The following is a 22,400-nucleotide window of genomic DNA, read 5'->3' as shown; positions in this document are numbered from 1 at the left end:
AAATAAGGCTCCTTGAAAAATTCAATAAACTAGAAATTCAGTTAATAGAAGCTAAATTGGAAATATTCCAATGGATGTGCTTCTTTTGGATTACTCAGATGGCGGTCAACGTTGTAGCCATTATGATATTACTCAAAAAATAATCCGCTGACTAAGTCCGCAGGACGACTAAACGACAAAGTCGTGACTAAATCGCGAAGCAATGACTAAGCCGAAGGCGACTAAGCGAAGCCCATTGACTAAATCGCGCAGCGATGACTAAGACGCAACGCGTCGACTAAGCCCACAGGGCGACTTCGCGAAGCGTCGCAACTAAGCCGCTTCGCGGCGACTTGCTACGCAAGCGAATCTATCACCTGAACTTTTCCCCAAAGGTGCATGTTCTCCTCAATGAACTTCTTGTGGAGTGGGTGGTAGAGGTATTCTTTTTCTTTTTCGGCGCTGTCGAAAACAAGGACTACCGAAAAGGTGTAACTTGCTTCTGTAACGGATTTGTCAAAATCGGTGACGATGGGCTTGCCTACGTGGGCTGAAGTGATCATCGGGAGGGTGCCTAACGTTTTTAGGGCGCGGTAGAGTTGATCGGTTTCGGTGGTGGAGGCTGGGTTTTTGGCCCAAAACAACACATGATGTATAAAGGTCATTTTCGTTGAAGGTTCAGCTGATGCCACAAAGGGCAAGGTCGAGGCTAGGGCGATAAAATCGCGGCGGGAAGTAGACATAGGTTTAATATTTTTTCAATTCTACAATGGAAAATCCACAAATCAAAGTGATTGTGACCGGGGTAACCGGGATGGTGGGCGAGGGCGTGATGTTGGAGGCGTTGCGTTCGCCGTTTGTGAAAGAGGTTTTGGCGATTAGTCGCAAGCCGTCTGGTCACTCGCACCCGAAATTAAAAGAGTATTTTTTGGCCGATTTTTATCAGCCGGAGGAGATTAAAGAGGTCGCCAAAGATTACGATGCGTGCCTATTTTGCCTCGGAGTTTCGTCCGTGGGGATGAAAGAAGAGGAGTTTAGGCGTAAGACCTATGATTTGACTTTGGGTTTTGCGGCTCAAATGCCCAAACATATAAGCTTCAGCTATATTTCCGGGATGTCCACAGACAGCACCGAAAAGGGTTCGATTATGTGGGCGAGGGTGAAGGGGAAGACGGAAAATGATCTGAAAAAGATGGGTTTTCGGGATTCTTATTCGTTTAGACCGGGGTATTTGCAGCCAATGAGGGGGAATAAATTCACCTTGAAATACTATAAATACATCGACTGGATGTATCCGCTGCTGCTTTTGGTGGCGGGGAAGACGGCGTCTACTTTGGAGGAATTAGCAAAGGCGATGATCGAGGTGGCTGCCTTTCCGACCGAAAAGAAGACGATTGAGGTGGTGGATATCAAGGCTTTGGCAGAACAAATGAGCAATAGAATCTAGGGGAATTGCCTAGAAATGGGTAATTTTGTGGTGAAATGTAATACAATAAAAGATGGATAAGAAAGTAGTTTTAATGATCTTAGATGGCTGGGGCATCGCAACAAACCCCAAAGTTTCCGCAATCGACGCGGCCAAAACGCCATTTATTTCTTCGCTTTACAGCAAATATGCGCACTCGAAATTAGAGGCGTCCGGCTTAGCAGTAGGTTTACCAGAGGGCCAAATGGGCAACTCAGAAGTGGGCCACATGAACTTAGGGGCAGGCCGCGTGGTCTACCAAAACCTCGTTCGCATCAACAAAGCAGTCACAGAAAATACTTTGGGCCAGGAGCCTGAATTAGCGAAAGCATTCGACTATGCTAAAGCAAATAACAAATCCGTTCACTTCATGGGTCTTGTGTCCGACGGCGGCGTTCACGCACACATCGAGCACTTGAAATCCTTGCTTTCGACGGCGTCAGAGGCAGGTTTGGGCAACGTTTTCGTCCACGCTTTCACAGATGGCCGTGATACGGATCCCAAATCAGGTCTGAAATTCATGACCGATTTATACCAACATACACTTAAAACCAACACGCAAATCGCTTCAGTAACGGGTCGTTACTACGCGATGGACCGCGATAATCGCTGGGAGCGCGTGGCTTTGGCCTACAAAGCGATGGTCCACGGCGAAGGAACTCCTTCTACCGATGTATTGAAATCCATCGAAGCGAGCTACGCTGCAGGTGTAACGGACGAATTCATCCACCCAATCATCATGACGGATGCGTCCGGTGCTCCAATTGGCAACATCCAAGAGGGCGACGTAGTAATCTGCTTCAACTTCCGCACGGACCGTGGCCGCGAAATCACGCAGGCTTTAACACAGCGTGATTTCCACGAGGAGAACATGCACAAAATGAATTTGTACTACTTGACGATGACGGAATACGATAAAGAATTCCAAAACGTCCACGTCATCTTCAACGACTCCAACCTACCAATGACAATGGGCGAGGTCCTTGAGGGCGCAGGCAAAAAACAAATTCGCATCGCCGAAACCGAAAAATACCCACACGTTACATTCTTCTTCTCAGGCGGTCGCGAGGCCCTTTTCACAGGACAACAAAACATCCTACGCAACTCCCCAAAAGTCGCCACCTACGATCTTCAACCCGAAATGTCTGCCGCAGATCTTCGCGATGCGTTGATCCCAGAATTAGAAAAAGAGGAGGTAGACTTCGTCTGCTTAAACTTTGCTAATCCTGACATGGTAGGCCACACGGGCGTTTTCTCTGCCGTAGTGAAGGCAGTCGAAACGGTAGACGCTTGCGCCGAGGCAGTCGTAACAGCGGGTCTAGCCCACGGCTATTCCTTCATCATCATCGCTGACCACGGTAACGCGGACGTAATGATGAATGAAGATGGTTCGCCAAACACAGCCCATTCAACGAACCTTGTTCCATGTATTTTGGTAGACAACGAATTCAAACCTACGCTTCGCGACGGTAAACTGGGTGATGTGTCTCCTACGATCTTGAAAATGATGGGCGTGGCTCAACCGAAAGAGATGACGGGGGTGGCATTATTTTAAATTGAAAAGCTCCGCTTTTTGATTTAAAATAAGTCGACTAGAAGTCATTCCGACTGCGTCGGAGTCATCGCTACGCGATCTAGTCGTCCCTACGGGACTTAGTCGCGACTGCGTCGCTTAGTCCGGAGGGAATGAGTCCGATATGGCCCTGGGTGCTCCTAGGGCACAAATGGGTTAAAATACTTTCAAGGCACTAAATGGCATTTTCGCGTATTGACAAATTCTGTCAATACCTGAAAAGTCGCCTGAGTGCCTCGAAGTTTATTTCACACTTTATTGGGTTTAGAGGCCGGAAAGGCAGATTGCATAAATTCCTCTATACGATTCGCCGCAGGCGATGCCACTTTTGAACTTTGAGCTTTGCTCTTTGAACTTTTAACTTTGCTCTTTGAAATGAAAAAAGTCCAGCATTTCTGCTGGACTTTTTTCATTTTTCAATCGGTTGATTCTCCTGATCTACTATCACGAAGACATCCTCGGATGGTCGCTTCATGAAGTACTTTTCGCGAGCGTATTTTTCTAACAACGCTGGATTGCCCATCACGGCAGCACGCTCCTGTTTCAGCTCCTTTAATTTGTGCCGATAGTATTCGTGTTCTGCCTTCAGGTCTGCCAATTCGGTGTAGAGTCTATATTGGACCGAAAGATCGTTTGTATCTAATACGAACATCCAAACCAATAAAACACTGGTGGAGACGTAATAGAAACGATTTGGCCCTAAAAATAAACTACGTACGCGATCGAGCATAGAATTAGAAATTCAAACCTGGGAAATATGCGTTAGCCCCTAATTCCTCCTCAATGCGAAGCAATTGGTTGTATTTAGCCATACGGTCAGAACGAGACGCAGAACCAGTTTTGATTTGGCCTGTGTTCAATGCTACTGCTAAGTCAGCGATGGTAGCATCTTCAGTCTCTCCCGAACGGTGTGACATGATGTTTTTGTATAAATTGCGTTTCGCTAAGTTAACTGTGTCGATTGTCTCAGTTAATGAACCGATTTGGTTTACTTTTACTAAAACTGCGTTTGCAACGCCTTTGTCGATACCTTGTTGTAAACGCTTCACGTTCGTTACGAATAAATCGTCACCTACTAATTGACATTTAGAACCGATTAATTTCGTTTGCTCAGCCCAACCTGCCCAATCGTCTTCAGCCATACCGTCTTCGATCGAGATGATTGGGTATTTGTCAGCCCAAGTCTTCCAGTAAGCAGCCATCTCCATAGAGTTCAATTGCTTTCCGTCAGATTTTTTGAACGTGTAAAGACCTGTTTTCTCATCATAGAATTCAGATGCAGCCGCATCCATAGCGATGAAGATTTCTTCGCCTGGCTTGTAACCTGCTTTTTCGATCGATTGCAATACGATTTCGATTGCCTCTTCGTTCGACTTGATGTTTGGTGCAAAACCACCTTCATCACCTACGTTAGTAGAATATCCTTTGGACTTCAACACACCTTTCAATGCGTGGAAAACCTCCGTACCCATACGTAAAGCGTGAGAGAATGACTCCGCTTTCGCTGGCATCACCATGAATTCTTGGAAGTCAATCGAGTTATCCGCGTGAGAACCACCGTTTAAGATGTTCATCATCGGAACTGGTAACGTGTTTGCGTTAACGCCACCGATGTAACGGTATAATGATAAACCTGCCTCTTGTGCTGCTGCTTTCGCAACTGCCATTGAAACGCCTAGGATCGCGTTAGCGCCTAATTTGCTCTTGTTAGGAGTTCCGTCTAATTCAATCATGATGTTATCGATCATGTTTTGCTCAGACACTTCTAAACCCCAAAGTTCTTCAGCAATCGCCGTATTTACGTTCTCAACTGCTTTTAAAACACCTTTTCCTACGTAAACTGATTTGTCTTCGTCACGAAGTTCAACTGCCTCGTGGATACCTGTAGAAGCTCCAGATGGAACTGCTGCACGTCCAAAAGCACCGTCTTCGGTCTTGATATCCACCTCGATCGTTGGATTTCCACGTGAATCTAAAATTTGTCTTGCGTGTACATACTGTATTGCACTCATCGTATAATATTTATTTTGATTAAAGAATTACTTATTATTGGCTAAATTGCCTTGCAAAATAACGTAAATTTTGCCTAAAATCCGTATTAAAGTCATGAAAATTCGCATCGCCTATCTGTCATTGATTTTTGTTTCACTACTGAAGCTCAACACGTTTGGCCAAAATGTAGACGTGGATACCTTCGAAAAGAAGATCAAAGAGACGCCGAACGCTTATTTGCTGGATGTGCGGACGACGGGGGAATTTGGAGGAGGACATTTGCCAAAGGCGATGAACATCGACTTTCGTTCCCCCGATTTCAGCGCCAAGGTCGCGCAACTTTCAAAAGATAAACCAGTATTAATCTATTGTCTTTCCGGCGGTCGTTCTGCCCAAGCAGCAGAACAAATGCGCGCGGCTGGTTTTCAAGTGACCGAAATGAAAGGGGGCTATTTGAAATGGACGACTCGTCTGAAGCCTTTAGAGGGAGTACCCGATGTGAAGCATGATGCGGCTTGGAATTTGGGAGACTTCAAAAAAGAAATCGCTTCATCTGACGCCGTTGTGGTTGATTTCTATGCCAAATGGTGTGCGCCATGCCTTAAAATGATGCCCATCGTCGATAAATTAGCCGAAGAATTCAAAGGTAAAGTTACCGTTTTAAAGGTCGAAGCGGACGGCAACCAGGCCATCATGCAGGCCTACGGAATAGACGAAATCCCGAGTTTCATGGTCTTCTCCAAAGGGGAGTTGATCACTAAAACATCGGGATTTCGGGAAGAGGCCGCGTTAAAAGAACTCTTTACTGCGACCAAGAAGTAGGCTGACGCTCCCAACGGTGCGCGCGCAACTCCTCTACTAATTCTGTTGATAAACCATTGCCATCCGAAGTGGCTGTATTACTTTCTACGTGCTTAATCTTCCGCATACCTGGAATAATCGTGCCCACATCTGGATTCGACAGGATGAAACGCAAGGCCATTTCAGGTAAATCCATCCCTTCTGGAACCAACGGTTTCAACGCATTCGCGTGATCCACACTCGAAATCAAATTCTCCGGAACGAAATAGGTCGAACGCCAATCATTCGCCGGGAAAGTCGTTTCATAAGTCATCAAACCCGTCAAACTTCCCTCATCAAAAGGCACACGCGCAATCACACCCACGTCTAATTTCTTACAAAGGGGGAATAATTGGTCTTCTGGATTTTGGTCAAAAATATTGTAAATCACCTGCACCGAGGAAATCAATCCCGTTTCCAAGGTCTGCAAGCAGTTGTTTGGCTCCCAACGGTTCACCGAAACTCCCCAATGAGCGACTTTTCCCTCTTTCGTTAATTTCTCCACCGCCATTTTCCACTCATCGCGATCTGCCCACGCATCTTCCCACACATGGAACTGCTGCAAATCAATTTGCTCCACTTTCAGATTGCGCAAACTTTTCTCTGTGTATTCCACGATGTGCGCAGCCGGAAAACAGTCCTCTATTTTGAAATGAGACTTGGATGGCCAGGTAAAGTTTTTGGGCGGAATCTTCGTCGCAGCGTATAAGGTGGTTTCTTTATGACGTCTCAAAAGACCTCCCAAGATTTCCTCACTCTTACCCTCCGCATAGCCCCAAGCCGTGTCAAAAAAATTACAACCCAGCTCAACCGAACGGTCTAAAGATTTATTGACTTCCTCAATATCAGATCCGGTCCAACCGGCCAAGCCCCACATGCCATATCCCACTTCACTCACATGCCAGTTCGTCCGGCCAAATCGTCTTGTTTTCATAGTGTTTATTTATTTCCAAAAATAAGCAAAATTCTCGTTACCCCTGCCCCGAATACTACGTGAAAGACTTGTTTGCAACACCTTTCATGTTGCTTTTTATATGTATTTCATATAAAAAATATATGTAAGCTATCATTTATCCACCGGTAAATAAACGAAATAAACCCAATAATAGTCAATAACGCAAATAACCTAATTATTATTACAAAAGGGGATCCAAGGACGTAGTTTTGTCTCATCAACTGTTCCAAATTATGACCGTTAATATTAAGAGAGAGCAATGCTATGAACTTCTGATCGGCGATCAAAAAGTTTGTATTGATACTATTTTACGCATCGAAGGCGAAGGAAATTATTCCAAATTCTATTTATCGGACGGACGAAAGATCATCTCCTGCCGAACATTAAAATACTTCGAGCCCAGCCTACTAGATCGCGGATTCATTCGCCCGTCTAAATCAGCTATCGTAAACATGAATGCCATTCAGGCGATCGATTTCAATATCCACAAAAGCATTCGTTTAATCAACCAACATCAGGTGACCATCTCGCGTCGCCAAATTAAACCGTTGAAGGATTTGTTTAAAGCTGCTGCGCAGCAGTCGTAGAGCGACTTAGATAAGAGAGTAGAGATTATAGAGTATAGATAGGCCCTCCTGATCCGTAAATACACTTTTAGTAAAATAACGTCGAGGCACTCAGAGGCGTTTTCAGGTATTGACACATTCTGTCAAGATTCAAATATCAAAGTTCAAAGAGCAAAGACCAAAGTTCAAAGCATTGACTAAGACGGAGTCGACTAAATCGCGCAGCGATGACCAAGCCCGCAGGGCGACTAGGGCGCAACGCGCCGACTAAGCGAAGCGTCATGACTAAATCGCGCAGCGATGACCAAGCCCGCAGGGCGACTAAGTCACGTAGTGACGACTGCGCTTACAGCGCTACATGCACCAACTTCTTCGTCTCGAAGAAATCCTCTTTAAAGCTTTTGGAAAGATGATAGACCTTGTGCTTTCTACCGAATTCTTGCAATTCCTCTTGCAAGTCTCCGCCTTTTAGGCAAAGCAGGCCATTCTTCACATCGTGGTAGCTGTTTAGGCTAATCTTATTCTTCACCCAACCGAAGAAAGGCAGTAGACGGGTGACCGCGCGAGATACGACGAATTCAAACTCGCCGTCCACATCCTCGGCACGGCCGTGGGTGGCTTGGACGTTTTTGAGGCCTAGGGCTTCTGCGACGCCTTGAACGACTTTGATCTTCTTCCCTATGCTATCCACAAGGTGGAAGTTTACTTCCGGGAATAGGATGGCCAAAGGGATGCCGGGGAAGCCGCCGCCGGTGCCGACGTCTAAGATTTCGGTGCCGGGTTTGAAATCGACGAATTTGGCGATGGCGAGGGAGTGTAATACGTGGTGCAGCATCAGGTTATCAATGTCTTTGCGGGAAATGACATTGATTTTCTCATTCCACTCTGCATACAGGGGGAACAATTGCTCGAATTGGGCTAATTGCTGCTCGGTGATGGTGGGGAAATACTGTTTGATGATGGCTGCTTTCATGTTATCGTTTTTTGCGTCTGGCTTTCTTGGATTCAGAAAGCAATTTCTTTGCCTCCGTGTGTTGGGGAGATTTCTTTTCGGCACGCTCTAGTACTTCCTTGCAGAAGTCGACGGCTTCGTCGTAGTGTTGTTGTTGGTAGGAAATGCGGGCTAAACCTAAAACGGAGGCCCAGTAATAACCTGAATCGGTGGCATCCGTCTCCTTAGTGTAGGCCATGCACTGCTTGAAATAGCGCATCGCTTCCGCATGATCACGGTAGACATACAGGGCGTAATAGCCCAAAATATAGCTGGCGTAGCGACCTGAGGTGCCTTCGTAGCCTATTTGGTGTTGCTCGATGCGGCGTAAGATTTCTTTACATAGGGCCGAAGCTTCCTGGATATTTCCATTCATGTAGGCCGAACGGGCATAGGCACGATGGAAATAGGGATTGTCAGGGAAGGTTTCGGAGGTGTATTTGGCCATTCCGTAAGCCTTCTCATTCATATTCTCGATGCCGTAAATCTGCAAGAGGAAGTAGCGGGCTTCGGTCCGGGTATAAAAAGCTTGATAGCTTACCTTCTCTAATTGAGCAATTCCTTGCGATTTGTCTGCCTTAGGGAAAAGCCACAAGACGGGGCGCAAAAGGGGAAAGTTCTGCTTAATGAAGAAGTAATAGTAGTTATACAAGCCATCGCCGAACATCAATTCTGGGCTGAAATCAGCGAAGTTGCGGGAATATTCGAGGTATTTGAGGGCGTTTTTGGCGGCCAACGTGGCGCGCGTCCAGTGCTTGCGCTCTGCGTGCAGACGGCCTTTGAAGCCATAGGCAGCAGCCATGAAGAAGGCGGCTTCTGGGTTTTCGGTTTCGTCGTAGATCTTTTCGGCCTTTTCGATACTTTGGTCCATATACTCGATCAAACGATCATCATAAACCTCATTTCTCGTGTTAGGGACGATTTTCCACCATTGCATCAGGCCTAATAGAAAATCAGGCAGCGGATGCTGGGGGTATTTGATCTTTAAATAATTGAATTCGCGTTCAGCTTCCGGGAAATGGAAGTTATACATCTGGTTAATGGCCACGGTGGCCTCCGTCTGAACTTCGGTGGTGAGCAACAGCATTCCTTTAGAACGCTCTTTCTCTGCCTCATCCGCCTTCTTCCACCATTGTGCATTCGAGTTGAAAGCGGGTAGAAGAAGGCCGAAAAATAAGGCTATAATACTAAGATGATATCTCAATTTGATCTCCATTTTGGTTTAAGAATTTAAATTCTGTAATGCCAAATGAGGAATCTTCCATGATCGTAATCCAGGTCTTGTACTTCAAGAACCACTTCATGCGAATAGAAGGGAAACCTTTCGTGAAATAAGCGCTCAAGAAGGGGTGTGCCAAAATGGTCAATTTCTTCTCGTTTTGCTTCGTCACTAAATGTTCCAAATGCTGTTCAACAATGTCAGATACCGCGATACTCGCCGTGATACTTCCTGTTCCTCCGCAGCTAGGGCACGTTTCGTGCGTCGCTACGTTCATCTCAGGACGAACACGCTGGCGGGTGATTTGCATCAAGCCAAACTTCGTTAGCGGCAAAATGGTGTATTTCGAACGATCACCACGCATTTCATCGCGCATGATGTCCTGAATTAACTTGCGGTTATCTGCCTTCTTCATATCGATGAAGTCGATCACGATAATACCGCCCATGTCGCGTAGACGTAATTGGCGAGCTACTTCTTTCGCCGCTTCTCGGTTCACACTTAAAGCCGTCGCCTCCTGATCTTCTTCTGAATTCGACTTATTTCCCGAATTCACGTCAATCACGTGCAATGCTTCCGTGTGTTCCACGATTAAATAACCTCCACCAGGCAAGGAAACCGAACGGCCAAAAAGCATTTTCAATTGCTTCTCAATGCCTAATTGCTCGAATAACTTGGTTTTACTTTGGTGTAACTTAACAATCTTCTCCTTTTCAGGAGCCACATTGTGTACATAGCCTTTTGCCTCATTGTACAATTCTGGTGTATCAACGATGACATTATCAAAATCATTGTTCAACAAGTCACGTAACATCGAAGTTGCGCGGCTCATTTCTCCAATAATGCGGTCTCCAGCTTTAGCATCCACTAATTTCACTAAACCTTCCTCCCATTTCGCTATGGAATCTTTAAGGTCGCGCTCCATTTCTTCCACCGCTTTGCCTTCCGCCACCGTACGCACGATCACACCGTAATTCTTCGGCTTAATCGAGGTCATCAGCTTTTGCAAGCGATTGCGTTCCGCTTTCGACGTGATCTTCTTCGAGATGTTCACACCGTTCGCAAAAGGAACTAAAACAAGGAAACGACCTGCGATGGAAATATCGCAAGATAAACGAGGGCCTTTAGTGGAAATAGGCTCCTTAACGACTTGAACTAAAGCTAAATGTCCTTTTTGAACGGCTTTCTCGATCTTCCCTAATTTATCAATTTCGGGCTCAAGTTTGAAGTTCTCTAAACGGACAACTTTGTTTTTCTTCGTCATCACCTCCCGCGTAAACTTCTGCAGGGTAGGCAAATTAGGACCTAGGTCATGGTAATGCAAGAATGCATCCTTCTCATAACCGATGTCAATAAAAGCGGCGTTCAGTCCTGAAACCAATTTCTTTACTGTGCCAAGATAAATATCTCCTACAGAAAATTGAGGTTCCGACTGTTCTATATGGTACTCTACTATCCTTTTGTCGTGCAAAAGGGCGATCCGATCCCCCTTGGGAGTCGAATTAATGATTAATTCATTGCTCACAATTTATGTCGAGAAGAAGGGTACAAGGCCTTTTGGCCTATATAGTCTAAATATACAGGAAATTAAACACCAAAAACAGGCCATTTCGAAAAATGCCTGTTCCTGGGTTACCTAAATGCAAATTCCATGAAGGAAAATGGATTTATGAAGACTATTTCTTCTTGTGACGATTCTTGCGAAGACGCTTCTTTCTTTTGTGAGTAGAGATCTTGTGACGTTTTCTTTTTTTACCGCAAGGCATAATGTTAAGAATTAATGTGTTAAATACTATACGAGATTGACTTTCAACCTCAATGCTCCTGCATTTCTGCAAGCAACTCTTTCGCGGCCTTCTGCTCTTCTGCGTCTTTAGATTGCTCTAAAACACGCTTCAGAACCTTCTGAGCCTCTTCTTTTTTATCTAACTGGGCTAAACAAAAACCGAGATTTAACGCGGCTTTGTGGTTATTCGGCTCCAGCTTCAATATCTGGGTGAATCGTTCTTGGCCTTTGCCAAACTGATTCGATTTAATCGATAATATCCCTAAATTAAACAGCGCTGGCACAAACGTGGGCTCCTGTTCAATCACTTCGCGAAGTAGCGTAATGCCCTTCATCGGAGTGGGTGTATCTACGTAAGTCATCGCCATGTTCGATTTTACCAGCAAGTTGTTCGGGTCGATGGCCAAAGCCTTCGAGAAGTACATTCTTGCTTTTTCTCCCATTTTACCGCCTTTCTGTGCATTCAAAGCATACGTTTGTGCTTCAAAATACAGCTGTCCAGCACGTAAAACGTTCGTCAAACTGGGATGCTGATCCGCATAATTCGCTGCAAAAACCGCAGCAGAATCATAATGACTCGCATTCATAAAAGCGCGCATCAGATTCTCTAAGGCTTTCACCTGTGAGGCATCTGTCTTAGCCGCAGCAAAAGCGGATTTCAAGGCAGAAATCTCTTTTAGCTGCGCTGGAGTCAAAGGAGCAGCGTGCTCTTCTTTCTCTGCGACTTTTTCCGTCTTTTCGCTTCCCGCGTCTCGGTTAGCGCCCCCCGAAGGAGTATTTTGTGTCTTTCCCGCCACATTACCTTTCGGTAAAGAGTACAATAGGGCGGTTATCCCTAGGCCTGCCAGAAGAATGATCAAAAGGTTTTTTTTCATTATTCTAGACCCTTTTTTAGCTCGAAAGCCTATTTAGTGGGGTCAGTACTCGTTTTTACTTGCTCTACAAATACTTTCGCTGGCTTAAAGCTAGGCACATAATGTGCGTCGATTGTGATCGCCGTATTCTTAGAAATGTTGCGAGCAATCTTCTGCGCGCGTTTTTTGTTGATGAAGCTACCAAAACCACGAACATAAATATTCTCTTGGTTTGCTAGGTTGTTTTTAACTACTTCGAAAAATGACTCTAACGTTTCCGATACATCTTTCTTATCAATCCCTGTTTTGCTGGCAATCTCAGCAATTACATCTGCCTTAGTCACGTTTTATAAATTTATTAAATGATGATTCTTAGGTAATTACAATTTCCCCTCCGTAAAAGGGACACAAAAGTAACGTTTTTCTCTCAATTCTCTAAAAATTCTTTCGAAATCGGGGTGATTTTTTTCGTAAATTTGATTTTATCCATGCAAAAAAGCCCTTTACATCCTTTTTCGGCCACTATTATGGCCTGGTACGCGGAACACCAGCGCGAGCTGCCGTGGCGCCAAACACAGGATCCCTACGCGATTTGGCTATCCGAAATCATCTTGCAACAGACGCGGGTGGCGCAGGGACTGCCCTATTTTGACCGATTAATCACCGCTTTTCCTACGGTTCGCGATTTAGCTGAGGCTCCAGAGGCCTCTCTATTACGTTTATGGCAGGGCTTAGGCTATTATTCCCGTGCTCGGAATCTCCAAAAAGCAGCCCAAATGGTCATGCGTGACTTCTCGGGCGTTTTCCCACAAAGCTATGACGAGATCATTCGATTGCCCGGCGTGGGTCCCTATACGGCAGCAGCGATTGCGTCCTTTGCTTTTGATGAGGCCAAAGCCGTGGTAGACGGCAATGTATACCGGGTTTTGTCTCGTGTCTTTGCCATCGAAACGGACATTGCTTCTTCTGCGGCGCGTGGAGTTTTCACCTCTTTAGCACAATCATTGATTCCAACGCAGGATCCGGCGACCTTTAATCAGGCGATCATGGAGTTTGGCGCTTTGCAATGCACGCCAGCGCCAGATTGCTCGGATTGTCCTTTGCGTGTCTCTTGTGCGGCTTTAAGTGTAGGTCGCGTAGCTGAATTACCTTTAAAGTCAAAAAAGACAAAGGTCAAAGAGATAGAGATGAATTACCTCGTCATCGAGCAAAATGGCCAGCTTCTAGTGCGTGAACGTACGGAAAAGGGTATTTGGAAGGGATTGTGGGAGTTTTATCTCATCGAAGATTCATGCGATTGGTTGCCTTTTCAGCGCCAAGCCTTGAAATCCCCAGCGGTACATCTATTAAGTCACCGCAAAATCCATTGCGACGCTTGGTATGTTCAAGTTCCTGATAATTTTGAATTGGAAATTCCGGAAGGATATGGCTGGATGAGCCCTTCAGACTTCGAGAGCAAAGGAAAACCAGTTTTGCTTTTGAACCTAATAACTGATAATTTAGATTGTCCTATTTTACAAGACATTTCGCCCACGTACCTTTAGGCAATGCAAGGAGCCTTGCTGAGCTAACCCTTTAAACGACAAATCATTATGGCTGGAGTAAACAAAGTTATTTTACTAGGAAATTTAGGTGCTGACCCAGAGGTGCGCGCCCTACCTAGCGGTGTAAAAGTGGCAAATATTAACATTGCGACCTCTGAGTCGTATACGGGAAAGGACGGACAGCGAGTAGACCAAACCGAATGGCACCGCGTAGAGCTTTGGGATAACCTGGCGAACATCGCAGAACAATATTTAAAGAAAGGAAACCAAGTCTATATCGAAGGAAAAATTCGTTCCGAAGAGTGGCAAGATAAAAATGGCGCGACCGTGCGTGGGTACAAAGTACGCGCAACGTCGATCAATTTAATCGGAGGGCGTAACGAAGGGTCGCCAGCGTCTGCTCCGGCGGCAGAAAGACCAAAGCCTGAAGCCGTTTTAGCCGGTGCTTCGAAGACCGATCCATTTCCACCCATGATGGAAGAAGGGGACGATCTACCGTTTTAAATTTTTATTACAAAAAAGGGGATATCGCATTTCGTATTCCCTTTTTTGTAAATTTGCATCGATCAGTTCACCCAAATTATGGACCCAGACCCCTTACCCAATCTGTTTTTACTCGCCTTGGAGCCTTCCATTAGTGTGAGTTCGATTGCTCTTATTTCCTTCATTTTAGTGGCTCTATTGTTCCTATCCGCTGTTTTAGCTGGCTCAGAAGTAGCGTTCTTTTCCCTAAACGCAGACCAGCGTATTAGCCTTCGCGAGAGTGAGGTAAGCAGCGAGAAAAAGGTGAGCCATTTGCTAGATAAACCCCAACAATTACTGGCTACTTTGTTGATTTCCATCAACTTTGTCAATATTATTTTCATTACCCTAGCAAATTATTTAACCTCCATGGTCCTAGGTCAACAGTCGATGGAGACCTTGCTCGTGACCTTGTTTTTATTGTTTGGAGTGACGTTTATCATTACGTTTTTTGGAGAATTGATTCCCAAAGTATGGGCCCAGCAAAATAACCTCAACTTCGCCCGCTACTCCGCTCCTTTCATCAGCTTCTTGAATTTTGTGTTTGCTCCGCTTTCCAAAGCGCTTCTAGGCATTTCTGGCTTAATCGAGAAACGCGTGAAGAAGAAATCCTATACACTGACTTCCCAAGAATTGAATCAGGCACTGGAGATTACGACGGATGAAAACACGAGTGATCGGGAGAAAGATATTTTACGTGGGATTCTGAATTTTGGGAATATCTCCGTGAAATCGGTCATGCAGGCAAGACGCGACATTGTGGCCTTCGATACGAGTATGAATTTCCACGAGTTAATGGACCTCATCAATAAGAATGGCTATTCGCGTGTTCCGGTATACAACGAAACCATCGACAAGATCGAGGGGATTTTATACATCAAAGACTTATTGAAGCACATCGATCAGGACGAGAAATTCGACTGGTTACCGCTTTTGCATAGTCCGTTTTTTGTACCGGAAAACAAGAAAATCGATGATTTACTATACGATTTTCAAGAAAAACGCGTACACATGGCGGTCATCGTGAACGAATACGGCGAGACTGAAGGGCTCGTAACAATGGAGGACATCATCGAGGAGATCGTGGGTGAAATCAATGACGAGTTCGATGAGGTAGAAGCGGATTACAAGAAAATAGGCGATAACATTTATGTGTTCGAGGCGAAGACCTCTTTAAATGATTTCTGCCGCGTTTTTGAGATCGAGGCTTCCTATTTCGAGAAGGCCAAAGGCGAAAGTGAAACGCTGGCAGGATTGATTATCGAACTTTTTGGTCGTATTCCGAGTGCAGGAGAAGAAATCGAATTCGAAGACTTTACCTTCAAGGTTCAATCAGTCGATACCCGCCGCATTAAGAAGGTGCGCGTTACGCAACGCGTTTCAGCAGACCAAGACGATTCCCAGAATTAAGTTACGATCATTAATTTCGCGAAGCTCAATAAGAGCGTCTTCTCGCCTACTCCCTTTTCAAAATCAATCACCGCTTTGCGTTCAGCGCCATTGACTTCGATGCGTTTGATGAGGCCGAAACCGAATTTAGCGTGTTCGACTTTTTGGCCAGCTGCTAAAGCTAAGGCGTCCGTGGCCTGGAAGTTTGCTGAAACCACGTGCTGGTAATTCGTGTTCGTCGTAGGTTTTTGGATCAGTTGTGCTGCTGATAGAGCTGGTTTCGCGGTGAAACCAGTCTTTTGAACCGGGCGGAAGCTAGATACTTCTTTGCGCGCACCGGCGGGTTTCGCCATCTTCACAAAGTTCGGATCTAATTCATTCAAGAAGCGACTCGGCTCACAAGCCTTCAATCGACCAAACTGGTAACGTGATTCCGCATACGAGATTTGCAATTTCTTCTCTGCCCGCGTCACGGCCACGTAGAACAAGCGGCGCTCCTCTTCGAGGTCCTGCTGGGACTGCAACATCATTTGGGAAGGAAATAAATCCTCCTCTAATCCCACTAAAAAGACGCGGTTGAATTCTAGCCCCTTCGCCGAGTGAATCGTCATCAAAGTCACCTTATCGCGATCCGCCGGATCTTCATCCGCATCCGCGTTCGTTAGTAAGGAAACCGATTGCAAGAAGGTCGCGAGCGATTTGTCCTCGTTTTCTGGATTGTCCACGAAGGATTTGATGGCATTCAGTAATTCTTGCAAGTTTTGGTAGCGCGCTAGGCCCTCTACCGTCTTGTCTTCGTATAATTCACGCAACAAACCCGACGCTTTCGCCACGTGATTCGCCACTTCGTAGGCATCTTTATTTTCTACCTCCACCATCAATTTGAAGGACTTGATCAAATCAGAGAAAGCCTCGATTCCGGCACTCCCGCGAGCCGCCTGGAATTGGGAGATATTCGAAACCACGTCCCAAATAGGTACATTATTTTCCGCCGCCGTCACCACAATTTTCGCGATGGTCGTGTCTCCGATACCGCGTTTAGGTAAGTTGATGATGCGCTTAAAGGCCTCCTCATCGTTCTGGTTCACCGTAAAACGCAAATAACCGAGTACGTCTTTGATCTCCTTGCGTTGGTAGAAAGAAACACCCCCGATGATGCGGTATTTGATGTTCAAGCGACGCAAGGCCTCCTCAAAAGAACGGGATTGGGCGTTCGTGCGGTATAAAATGGCGAAATCCGACCAAGTTAAATTCTCTTTTTGGGCAGCTTCGAAAATCGCCGAAGCAATCATGCGGCCTTCCTCGTTATCACTGGATGCGCGGATGATTTCGATATCATCACCATCCTCATTCGAGGTGAAAACGTCTTTCTTTAATTGGTTTTTATTGCGGGAGATGATCGAATTCGCCACGGCCACGATGGCCTTCGTGGAACGGTAATTCTCCTCTAATTTAATGGTCACTAAATCCGAATAATCACGCTCAAAGTTCAAGATATTCTGGATATCCGCGCCGCGGAAGGCATAAATGGACTGAGCATCATCACCCACCACGCAAATGTTGCGGTTCACGGCAGATAACTTCTTCGTGATCAAATACTGGGAAACGTTCGTATCCTGAAACTCATCCACCATCACGTGCTTGAACTTGTGTTGGTATTTATTCAATACGTCCAAATGGTCGCGGAAGAGGATGTTGGTTTGGAATAATAAATCATCAAAATCCATTGCGTTTGCTGCGAAGCAACGCGCACAGTACAATTGGTATAATTCGCCCATCGCCGGGATGCGCGCGAGGCGATCTTCTTCGGCTAGAATGGAAGAACCGGTGTATTGTGCCGGACCGATCAAGCGGTTTTTCGCGTTAGAGATTCGGTTCAAGACCAAATTCACTTTGTACACTTTATCGTCTAAATTCTTCTCCTTGATCAGCGCACGGATCAGGGATTTAGAATCGTCTGTATCGTAAATAGAGAAGTTCGAGGTGTAGCCGAGGCGGGTGCCTTCGAAACGAAGAATTTTGGCAAAAATCGAGTGAAACGTCCCCATCCAAATGTTCTTCGCCGCATTCCCGATCACCGTTTCAATCCGGTGACGCATTTCGCCCGCCGCCTTGTTCGTAAAGGTCAACAGCAAGATCGCAAATGGATCCACGCCTTTCTCAATCAAATGCGCCGTACGGTAGGTCAGCACGCGGGTCTTTCCAGATCCGGCACCGGCGATGATCATCAAAGGACCATCAATATGTTCGACTGCATTTCGTTGAGGCTCGTTCAGGCCAGCTAGGTAATCCATCTGTTTTGGGCTAATCAATTAGGGCTTCAAAAATACGTAATTTAGGCCGGATTTTAGTGATGCCCTGCGTATTTCTCCCCTGCTGGAATGGCGATTATCAATTTGTTCTCTTTGGTAGGTAGCGGACACGTCGCAAATGGCGTGAAGGCACACGGCGGATTGTAGGCCTTATTGAAATCAAGCGTGACAGTTCCGTCCGGATTAAACCCTTTCGTATCCAGGAAACGGCCTCCGCCATAGGTCGTTGTTTTATTGGTAGCATCGCCAAAAACGACAAAGAAATCCTCCTTCGTCTCCCCCGGCCCCGCCTCTAGGCGATAGGTCTTCCCGTCCACCTGGAACTCCAATAAACCCGGAGAATCCTCTTGGTAGGAACGCCCCGTGATGTCGATGATGGTGACTTTTTTACCGACGGTAGGAATGAATTTGGCGTTGATTTTCCATTTAGCATCTGCCGGGAAATGATCAATTCCGTGAAAAGCCTTCAAGTATTCACCCTCCAAATCGCGCAGACGAATAGCGTATTTATCTCCGCGTTTAATGATAAACCAACGTAGCGATTGATGACTAATTACTGTGCTTTTACCCTCCGGGGTGAAAATGACCAGATGATTATAAAGTACTTGATTATTTTGCAAGATGACCTTCCCTAAGGAAGCCTCCGCGTGTGGGAAGACAAAATCGTTTGATTCCGCACCACCAATGGTGTTTTCGCCCTCTTTCAGCCAAAACAAGCCGGCTAGGTTTAACCAACCAGTTTCGGATTTAAGGCTGGCTTCTCTTTTGGCATAAAAACCGGTGTAATCCTCCTGAGAACGCGCTGTGAAGGCTAACATCATAAGGCACAAAAATAGGATCTTTTTCATAGCGGGATATTTGCCTAAAAATACTAAATTACCTTAGAAATTTACCCCATGAACCCGCAAATCTACGAACTAGGCGACAGCGCATTAACGATTGAATTCGGTAACGAAATCAGTGCGGATACACACCAGGAGGTGATGAGGCGGTTTTATCAGTTTCAATCCTTTCCCTTACCCGGCACCTTGGATTTAATTCCGGCTTATACGAGCCTCACGATCGTGTTTGACTTAAGAGTGGTGGCGAGCCGCTTTGAAGGTTTGGCAGGAATGAAAACACTCATCGAACAAAAACTAGCGGAGGCTTTTACGGCGGTCATTCCAGAGGGACGCCTCCACGAAATCCCCTGTGTTTACGAGGGCCCAGATTTAGCCTCCGTGGCCTCCGCCTGCGGACTCAGCGAGGCGGAAATCATCCGCATTCATAGTGAAAAAGAATACACCGTCTACTTCCTAGGCTTCCTCCCGGGATTCGCCTATATGGGCACCACGGACGAACGCATTACCGTGTCTAGAAAATTGACGCCGGCTCCCATACAGAAGGGAGACATCGGTCTAGCCGGCAACCAAACCGGCATCTACCCCAGCGCTTCTCCCGGCGGCTGGCAGATCATCGGTCGGACGACGGATATTCCTCATTTCAGAGCGGGTGACCGCGTTCGTTTTATCCCCGTCACCGTATGAAGCTGATCAAAAAAGGTTTATTGGATACATGGCAGGGCCTTCCCAGCTTCGGTTTACAGCACGAGGGAATCCCGCCCGGTGGAGCGATGGACACCTTTTCCTTGCAGATTGCAAACGCGTTAGTGGGAAACGATCTATATGATAAGGTGCTGGAAATGCACTTCCCCGCTGGGGTTTACCAGTTCGAGACGAGCACTTTGCTGGCGATTTGTGGTGCGGACTTTAGAGCCTGTGTGGATAATGTGGAAGTCCCACTGAACCAACCGATTAAAGTTCCGCCTGGAGCCATTTTTAGTTGTAAAAAGCCAGTTTCAGGCCAAAGAGTCTACGTCGCCACCCGAACCTTACATGACGAGCAGGTTTCCCGCGTGAAGATTTTGCCTTGGTCGATGAACCCGGAGAATGTGTTCACGGATGAACCGATCAGGATTTTATGTGGGAGGGAATGGGATCAAATAAAGGCATGTTCACAACAATGTTTTTTAAGTAGACCTTTTGGCATTTCGCCCACCTCGAATCGGATGGGATATCAATTGATTCAGGAACCGTTGAAGATACTGCCTTCGCAAAACCTGATATCTTCCGCGGTCACAGCCGGCACGATTCAACTGCTCCCTTCAGGTCAGATAGTGGTTTTAATGGCAGGACATCAGACGACGGGGGGGTACCCGCGTTTAGCGCATGTGATTTCGGCGGATTTGCCCCGTTTAGCCCAAAAAGGCCCCGGCGACAGCCTCCGCTTCACCCTAACCGATTCGATGACGGCAGAATACGAATGGATTCTTGTCCAAAACTATCTACAACAAGTACGGAATGTGTGTACGCTGAAATTAAGTCAGCATCGATTCGATCACCACTAATTCGTCGCGAAGACGCGCGGCTAATGGGAAGTCGAGGTCGCGCGCCGCTTTCTCCATCTCTTTGCGAATGGTTTCGGATTGCTTTTTGAGCTCCGCCGGCTTCATATAGGCTAATAAAGGATCCGCCGCGACTGGTGCTTGATCCGGATGAATCGTGTAATTCTTCGTGGGTTTCGCCATGCGATCTGCGATGGAGGTTTGCTCCATGATCTCGTCGTGCGAACGCCAAATGGTTTTTGGCGTAATACCGTGCTTCTCATTATAGGCCATTTGGATGGCGCGGCGGCGATTGGTTTCCGAAATCGCGAGCTCCATCGAACCCGTGATCTTATCTCCGTACATCAACACCTTACCGTTTTCATTACGCGCCGCACGACCGATGGTCTGAATTAATGAGCGAATATCGCGCAAGAAGCCTTCCTTATCCGCATCCATAATCGCGACCAACGAAACTTCCGGTAAGTCCAAACCTTCCCTGAGCAAGTTCACCCCCACTAAGACGTCGATGACGCCCAGACGCAAATTGCGCAGAATTTCGACGCGCTCCAGGGTTTTCACCTCGGAGTGAATATATTGGCATTTGATGCCTACGCGGTCGAGGTATTTCGATAGCTCTTCGGCCATCCGTTTGGTTAAGGTCGTAATTAAAACACGTTCGTTTTTCTTGATGCGGTCGTAGACCTCTTCGAGTAAATTATCGATTTGGTTCTTCGTAGGGCGGACTTCGATTAAAGGATCTAAAAGTCCAGTAGGGCGAATAATCTGCTCGACCACAACTCCCTCCGAGCGGCGTAATTCGTAGTCGGATGGGGTGGCGGAGACGAAGATGGTTTGGCCGATGAGGTCTTCGAATTCATCGAATTTCAAGGGGCGGTTGTCCATCGCCGAGGGCAAACGGAAACCGTATTCCACTAGGGATTCTTTGCGGGAGCGGTCGCCGCCGTACATCGCGCGGATTTGGGGCATCGTGGCGTGGCTTTCGTCCACCACCATTAGGAAGTCGTCTGGGAAGAAGTCCAATAGGCAGAAGGGGCGCTGGCCGGATTTTCTTTGGTCAAAATACCGAGAATAATTCTCAATCCCCGAGCAATACCCTAGCTCGCGCATCATTTCTAAGTCAAACTCTGTCCGCTGCTTAATGCGCTCCGCTTCTGTGAGGCGACCCTCGCGGCCGAAATAGGAAATTTGGTTCACTAAATCTTCCTGGATATGGGAGATCGCATTGTTCAAGGTTTCACGTCCCGTCACAAACAAGTTCGCCGGGAAAACGGCCACCATCGTCTCCGAAGAGATCTTCTTGCCCGTCCAGGGATCAATGCGGTGAATCTCCTCGATCTCATCGCCAAAAAAAACGAAGCGATACCCAAAATCCGCGTAAGCCAAGAAAATATCGACGGTGTCGCCTTTCACCCGGAACGTTCCGCGCAAGAATTCGCCTTCGGTCCGCGCGTAAAGAATCTCCACCAAACGGAACAAAAACTGGTTCCGAGAGATGATGTCTCCCACGGCGACGCGCATGATGGAATTTCGGTACTCATCCGGATTTCCCATACCATAAATACAGGAAACGGAGGCGATCACAATAATGTCGCGGCGGCCAGACATCAAGGAAGAGGTCGTCGCCAAACGCAACTTTTCAATCTCCTGGTTAATCGAGAGATCTTTTTCTATGTAGGTTCCCGTAGAGGCGATGAAGGCCTCGGGCTGGTAATAATCGTAATAAGAGATGAAATACTCGACCGCATTTTCCGGAAAAAAGGACTTGAATTCCCCGTATAATTGGGCGGCGAGGGTTTTGTTATGGCTCAAAATCAGGGTTGGCCGGTTCACCTGCTGGATCACATTCGCGATCGTAAAGGTCTTTCCAGAGCCGGTTACGCCCAGCAGCGTTTGCGCGGCTTCTTCTTTGTTCACCCCCTCGACTAATTGCCGAATCGCCTCCGGCTGATCTCCGGTGGGCTTATAAGAAGAAGTGAGTTTAAAATCCATCCCGAAATATACGAATAATGGAGAGGATAATTCGGGAG

The 22,400-nt window shown here is 46.6% G+C and carries 21 protein-coding genes; 9 read left to right on the top strand and 12 right to left on the bottom strand.

Annotation, left to right across the window (positions count from 1 at the left end):
- Positions 1–335 precede the first annotated feature (335 nt).
- On the bottom strand, positions 336–722 hold the full coding sequence (locus EWU21_RS05320; RefSeq protein ID WP_130895769.1) for a Dabb family protein: 387 nt from the start codon (positions 720–722) through the stop codon (positions 336–338).
- A 26-nt stretch (positions 723–748) separates the two neighbouring features.
- Here EWU21_RS05320 and EWU21_RS05315 point away from each other — a divergent pair, with 26 nt between their 5' ends.
- Together EWU21_RS05315 and gpmI are read left to right on the top strand one after the other, a co-directional pair.
- The gene (locus tag EWU21_RS05315; RefSeq protein ID WP_130895768.1) at positions 749–1,426 is read left to right on the top strand and encodes an NAD-dependent epimerase/dehydratase family protein; all 678 of its coding nucleotides are present in this window, start codon (positions 749–751) and stop codon (positions 1,424–1,426) included.
- A gap of 52 nt (positions 1,427–1,478) precedes the next feature.
- A complete protein-coding gene (gpmI, locus tag EWU21_RS05310; RefSeq protein ID WP_130895767.1) occupies positions 1,479–2,999 on the top strand; it encodes a 2,3-bisphosphoglycerate-independent phosphoglycerate mutase in 1,521 nt (506 codons plus the stop codon).
- A gap of 427 nt (positions 3,000–3,426) precedes the next feature.
- Here the strand turns inward: gpmI and EWU21_RS05305 are convergent, their stop codons facing one another.
- Both EWU21_RS05305 and eno read right to left on the bottom strand, forming a co-directional pair.
- Positions 3,427–3,747: an FtsB family cell division protein gene (locus tag EWU21_RS05305; RefSeq protein WP_130895766.1), complete on the bottom strand. Its 321-nt coding sequence runs from the start codon at positions 3,745–3,747 to the stop codon at positions 3,427–3,429.
- A gap of 4 nt (positions 3,748–3,751) precedes the next feature.
- Positions 3,752–5,029 carry a phosphopyruvate hydratase gene (eno, locus tag EWU21_RS05300; RefSeq protein WP_130895765.1) on the bottom strand — a complete coding sequence of 426 codons (1,278 nt, stop codon included), beginning with the start codon at positions 5,027–5,029 and terminating at the stop codon, positions 3,752–3,754.
- 94 nt (positions 5,030–5,123) lie between these two features.
- On the opposite strand from eno, the gene EWU21_RS05295 reads away from it, so the two are divergent.
- Positions 5,124–5,831 (top strand): thioredoxin domain-containing protein, encoded by a 708-nt coding sequence (locus EWU21_RS05295; RefSeq protein WP_130895764.1) that lies wholly within the window; start codon positions 5,124–5,126, stop codon positions 5,829–5,831.
- On the opposite strand, the gene EWU21_RS05290 is transcribed toward EWU21_RS05295, so the two are convergent.
- Positions 5,812–6,783, bottom strand: a complete 972-nt coding sequence (locus EWU21_RS05290) for an aldo/keto reductase (RefSeq protein ID WP_130895763.1) — start codon at positions 6,781–6,783, stop codon at positions 5,812–5,814. The two genes, EWU21_RS05295 and EWU21_RS05290, sit on opposite strands and share 20 nt — an antisense overlap.
- A 254-nt stretch (positions 6,784–7,037) precedes the next feature.
- Here EWU21_RS05290 and EWU21_RS05285 point away from each other — a divergent pair, with 254 nt between their 5' ends.
- Positions 7,038–7,391 carry a LytR/AlgR family response regulator transcription factor gene (locus EWU21_RS05285; RefSeq protein ID WP_130895762.1) on the top strand — a complete coding sequence of 118 codons (354 nt, stop codon included), beginning with the start codon at positions 7,038–7,040 and terminating at the stop codon, positions 7,389–7,391.
- 325 nt (positions 7,392–7,716) lie between these two features.
- Here EWU21_RS05285 and rsmG read toward each other — a convergent pair whose 3' ends face one another.
- The 5 genes from rsmG to EWU21_RS05260 all read right to left on the bottom strand — a co-directional run bounded on the left by rsmG (position 7,717) and on the right by EWU21_RS05260 (position 12,564).
- Positions 7,717–8,343, bottom strand: coding sequence for a 16S rRNA (guanine(527)-N(7))-methyltransferase RsmG (gene rsmG / locus EWU21_RS05280; RefSeq protein WP_130895761.1), 627 nt, complete (start codon positions 8,341–8,343; stop codon positions 7,717–7,719).
- 1 nt (position 8,344) lies between these two features.
- Entirely contained in the window at positions 8,345–9,577 is a 1,233-nt protein-coding gene (locus EWU21_RS05275; protein ID WP_236633178.1) for a tetratricopeptide repeat protein, read from the bottom strand.
- Positions 9,549–11,105, bottom strand: a complete 1,557-nt coding sequence (locus tag EWU21_RS05270; protein ID WP_130895759.1) for an Rne/Rng family ribonuclease — start codon at positions 11,103–11,105, stop codon at positions 9,549–9,551. The genes EWU21_RS05275 and EWU21_RS05270 overlap by 29 nt, the downstream gene beginning before the upstream one ends.
- A 290-nt stretch (positions 11,106–11,395) precedes the next feature.
- Positions 11,396–12,241 (bottom strand): tetratricopeptide repeat protein, encoded by an 846-nt coding sequence (locus EWU21_RS05265; RefSeq protein WP_130895758.1) that lies wholly within the window; start codon positions 12,239–12,241, stop codon positions 11,396–11,398.
- A 29-nt stretch (positions 12,242–12,270) separates the two neighbouring features.
- On the bottom strand, positions 12,271–12,564 hold the full coding sequence (locus EWU21_RS05260) for an HU family DNA-binding protein (RefSeq protein ID WP_130895757.1): 294 nt from the start codon (positions 12,562–12,564) through the stop codon (positions 12,271–12,273).
- 144 nt (positions 12,565–12,708) lie between these two features.
- Between EWU21_RS05260 and mutY the strand changes: the two genes are divergently transcribed.
- The 3 genes from mutY to gldE all read left to right on the top strand — a co-directional run bounded on the left by mutY (position 12,709) and on the right by gldE (position 15,696).
- Complete coding sequence (mutY, locus tag EWU21_RS05255; RefSeq protein ID WP_130895756.1) at positions 12,709–13,764, top strand: A/G-specific adenine glycosylase; 1,056 nt, start codon at positions 12,709–12,711, stop codon at positions 13,762–13,764.
- 48 nt (positions 13,765–13,812) lie between these two features.
- Positions 13,813–14,268: a single-stranded DNA-binding protein gene (locus EWU21_RS05250; protein ID WP_130895755.1), complete on the top strand. Its 456-nt coding sequence runs from the start codon at positions 13,813–13,815 to the stop codon at positions 14,266–14,268.
- A gap of 78 nt (positions 14,269–14,346) precedes the next feature.
- A complete protein-coding gene (gene gldE, locus EWU21_RS05245) occupies positions 14,347–15,696 on the top strand; it encodes a gliding motility-associated protein GldE (RefSeq protein WP_130895754.1) in 1,350 nt (449 codons plus the stop codon).
- Here gldE and EWU21_RS05240 read toward each other — a convergent pair.
- Both EWU21_RS05240 and EWU21_RS05235 read right to left on the bottom strand, forming a co-directional pair.
- Positions 15,693–17,969 (bottom strand): ATP-dependent helicase, encoded by a 2,277-nt coding sequence (locus EWU21_RS05240; protein WP_130895753.1) that lies wholly within the window; start codon positions 17,967–17,969, stop codon positions 15,693–15,695. The two genes, gldE and EWU21_RS05240, sit on opposite strands and share 4 nt — an antisense overlap.
- 53 nt (positions 17,970–18,022) lie before the next feature.
- Positions 18,023–18,835 (bottom strand): DUF1684 domain-containing protein, encoded by an 813-nt coding sequence (locus EWU21_RS05235; protein ID WP_130895752.1) that lies wholly within the window; start codon positions 18,833–18,835, stop codon positions 18,023–18,025.
- Positions 18,836–18,883: 48 nt separating this feature from the next.
- Between EWU21_RS05235 and pxpB the strand changes: the two genes are divergently transcribed.
- Positions 18,884–19,513, top strand: a complete 630-nt coding sequence (gene pxpB, locus EWU21_RS05230; RefSeq protein WP_130895751.1) for a 5-oxoprolinase subunit PxpB — start codon at positions 18,884–18,886, stop codon at positions 19,511–19,513.
- Positions 19,510–20,373 (top strand): 5-oxoprolinase subunit C family protein, encoded by an 864-nt coding sequence (locus EWU21_RS05225; protein WP_130895750.1) that lies wholly within the window; start codon positions 19,510–19,512, stop codon positions 20,371–20,373. Before pxpB ends, EWU21_RS05225 begins: the two co-directional genes overlap by 4 nt.
- Here the strand turns inward: EWU21_RS05225 and uvrB are convergent.
- Complete coding sequence (gene uvrB / locus EWU21_RS05220; RefSeq protein ID WP_130895749.1) at positions 20,344–22,362, bottom strand: excinuclease ABC subunit UvrB; 2,019 nt, start codon at positions 22,360–22,362, stop codon at positions 20,344–20,346. The two genes, EWU21_RS05225 and uvrB, sit on opposite strands and share 30 nt — an antisense overlap.
- Positions 22,363–22,400 lie beyond the last annotated feature (38 nt).

It is taken from the genome of Aquirufa antheringensis, from assembly GCF_004307425.1.
Taxonomy (GTDB): Bacteria; Bacteroidota; Bacteroidia; order Cytophagales; family Spirosomataceae; genus Aquirufa; species Aquirufa antheringensis.
The sequence above is the reverse complement of the archived record's forward strand: the minus strand, read 5'-3'. Positions and strand labels throughout refer to the sequence as shown.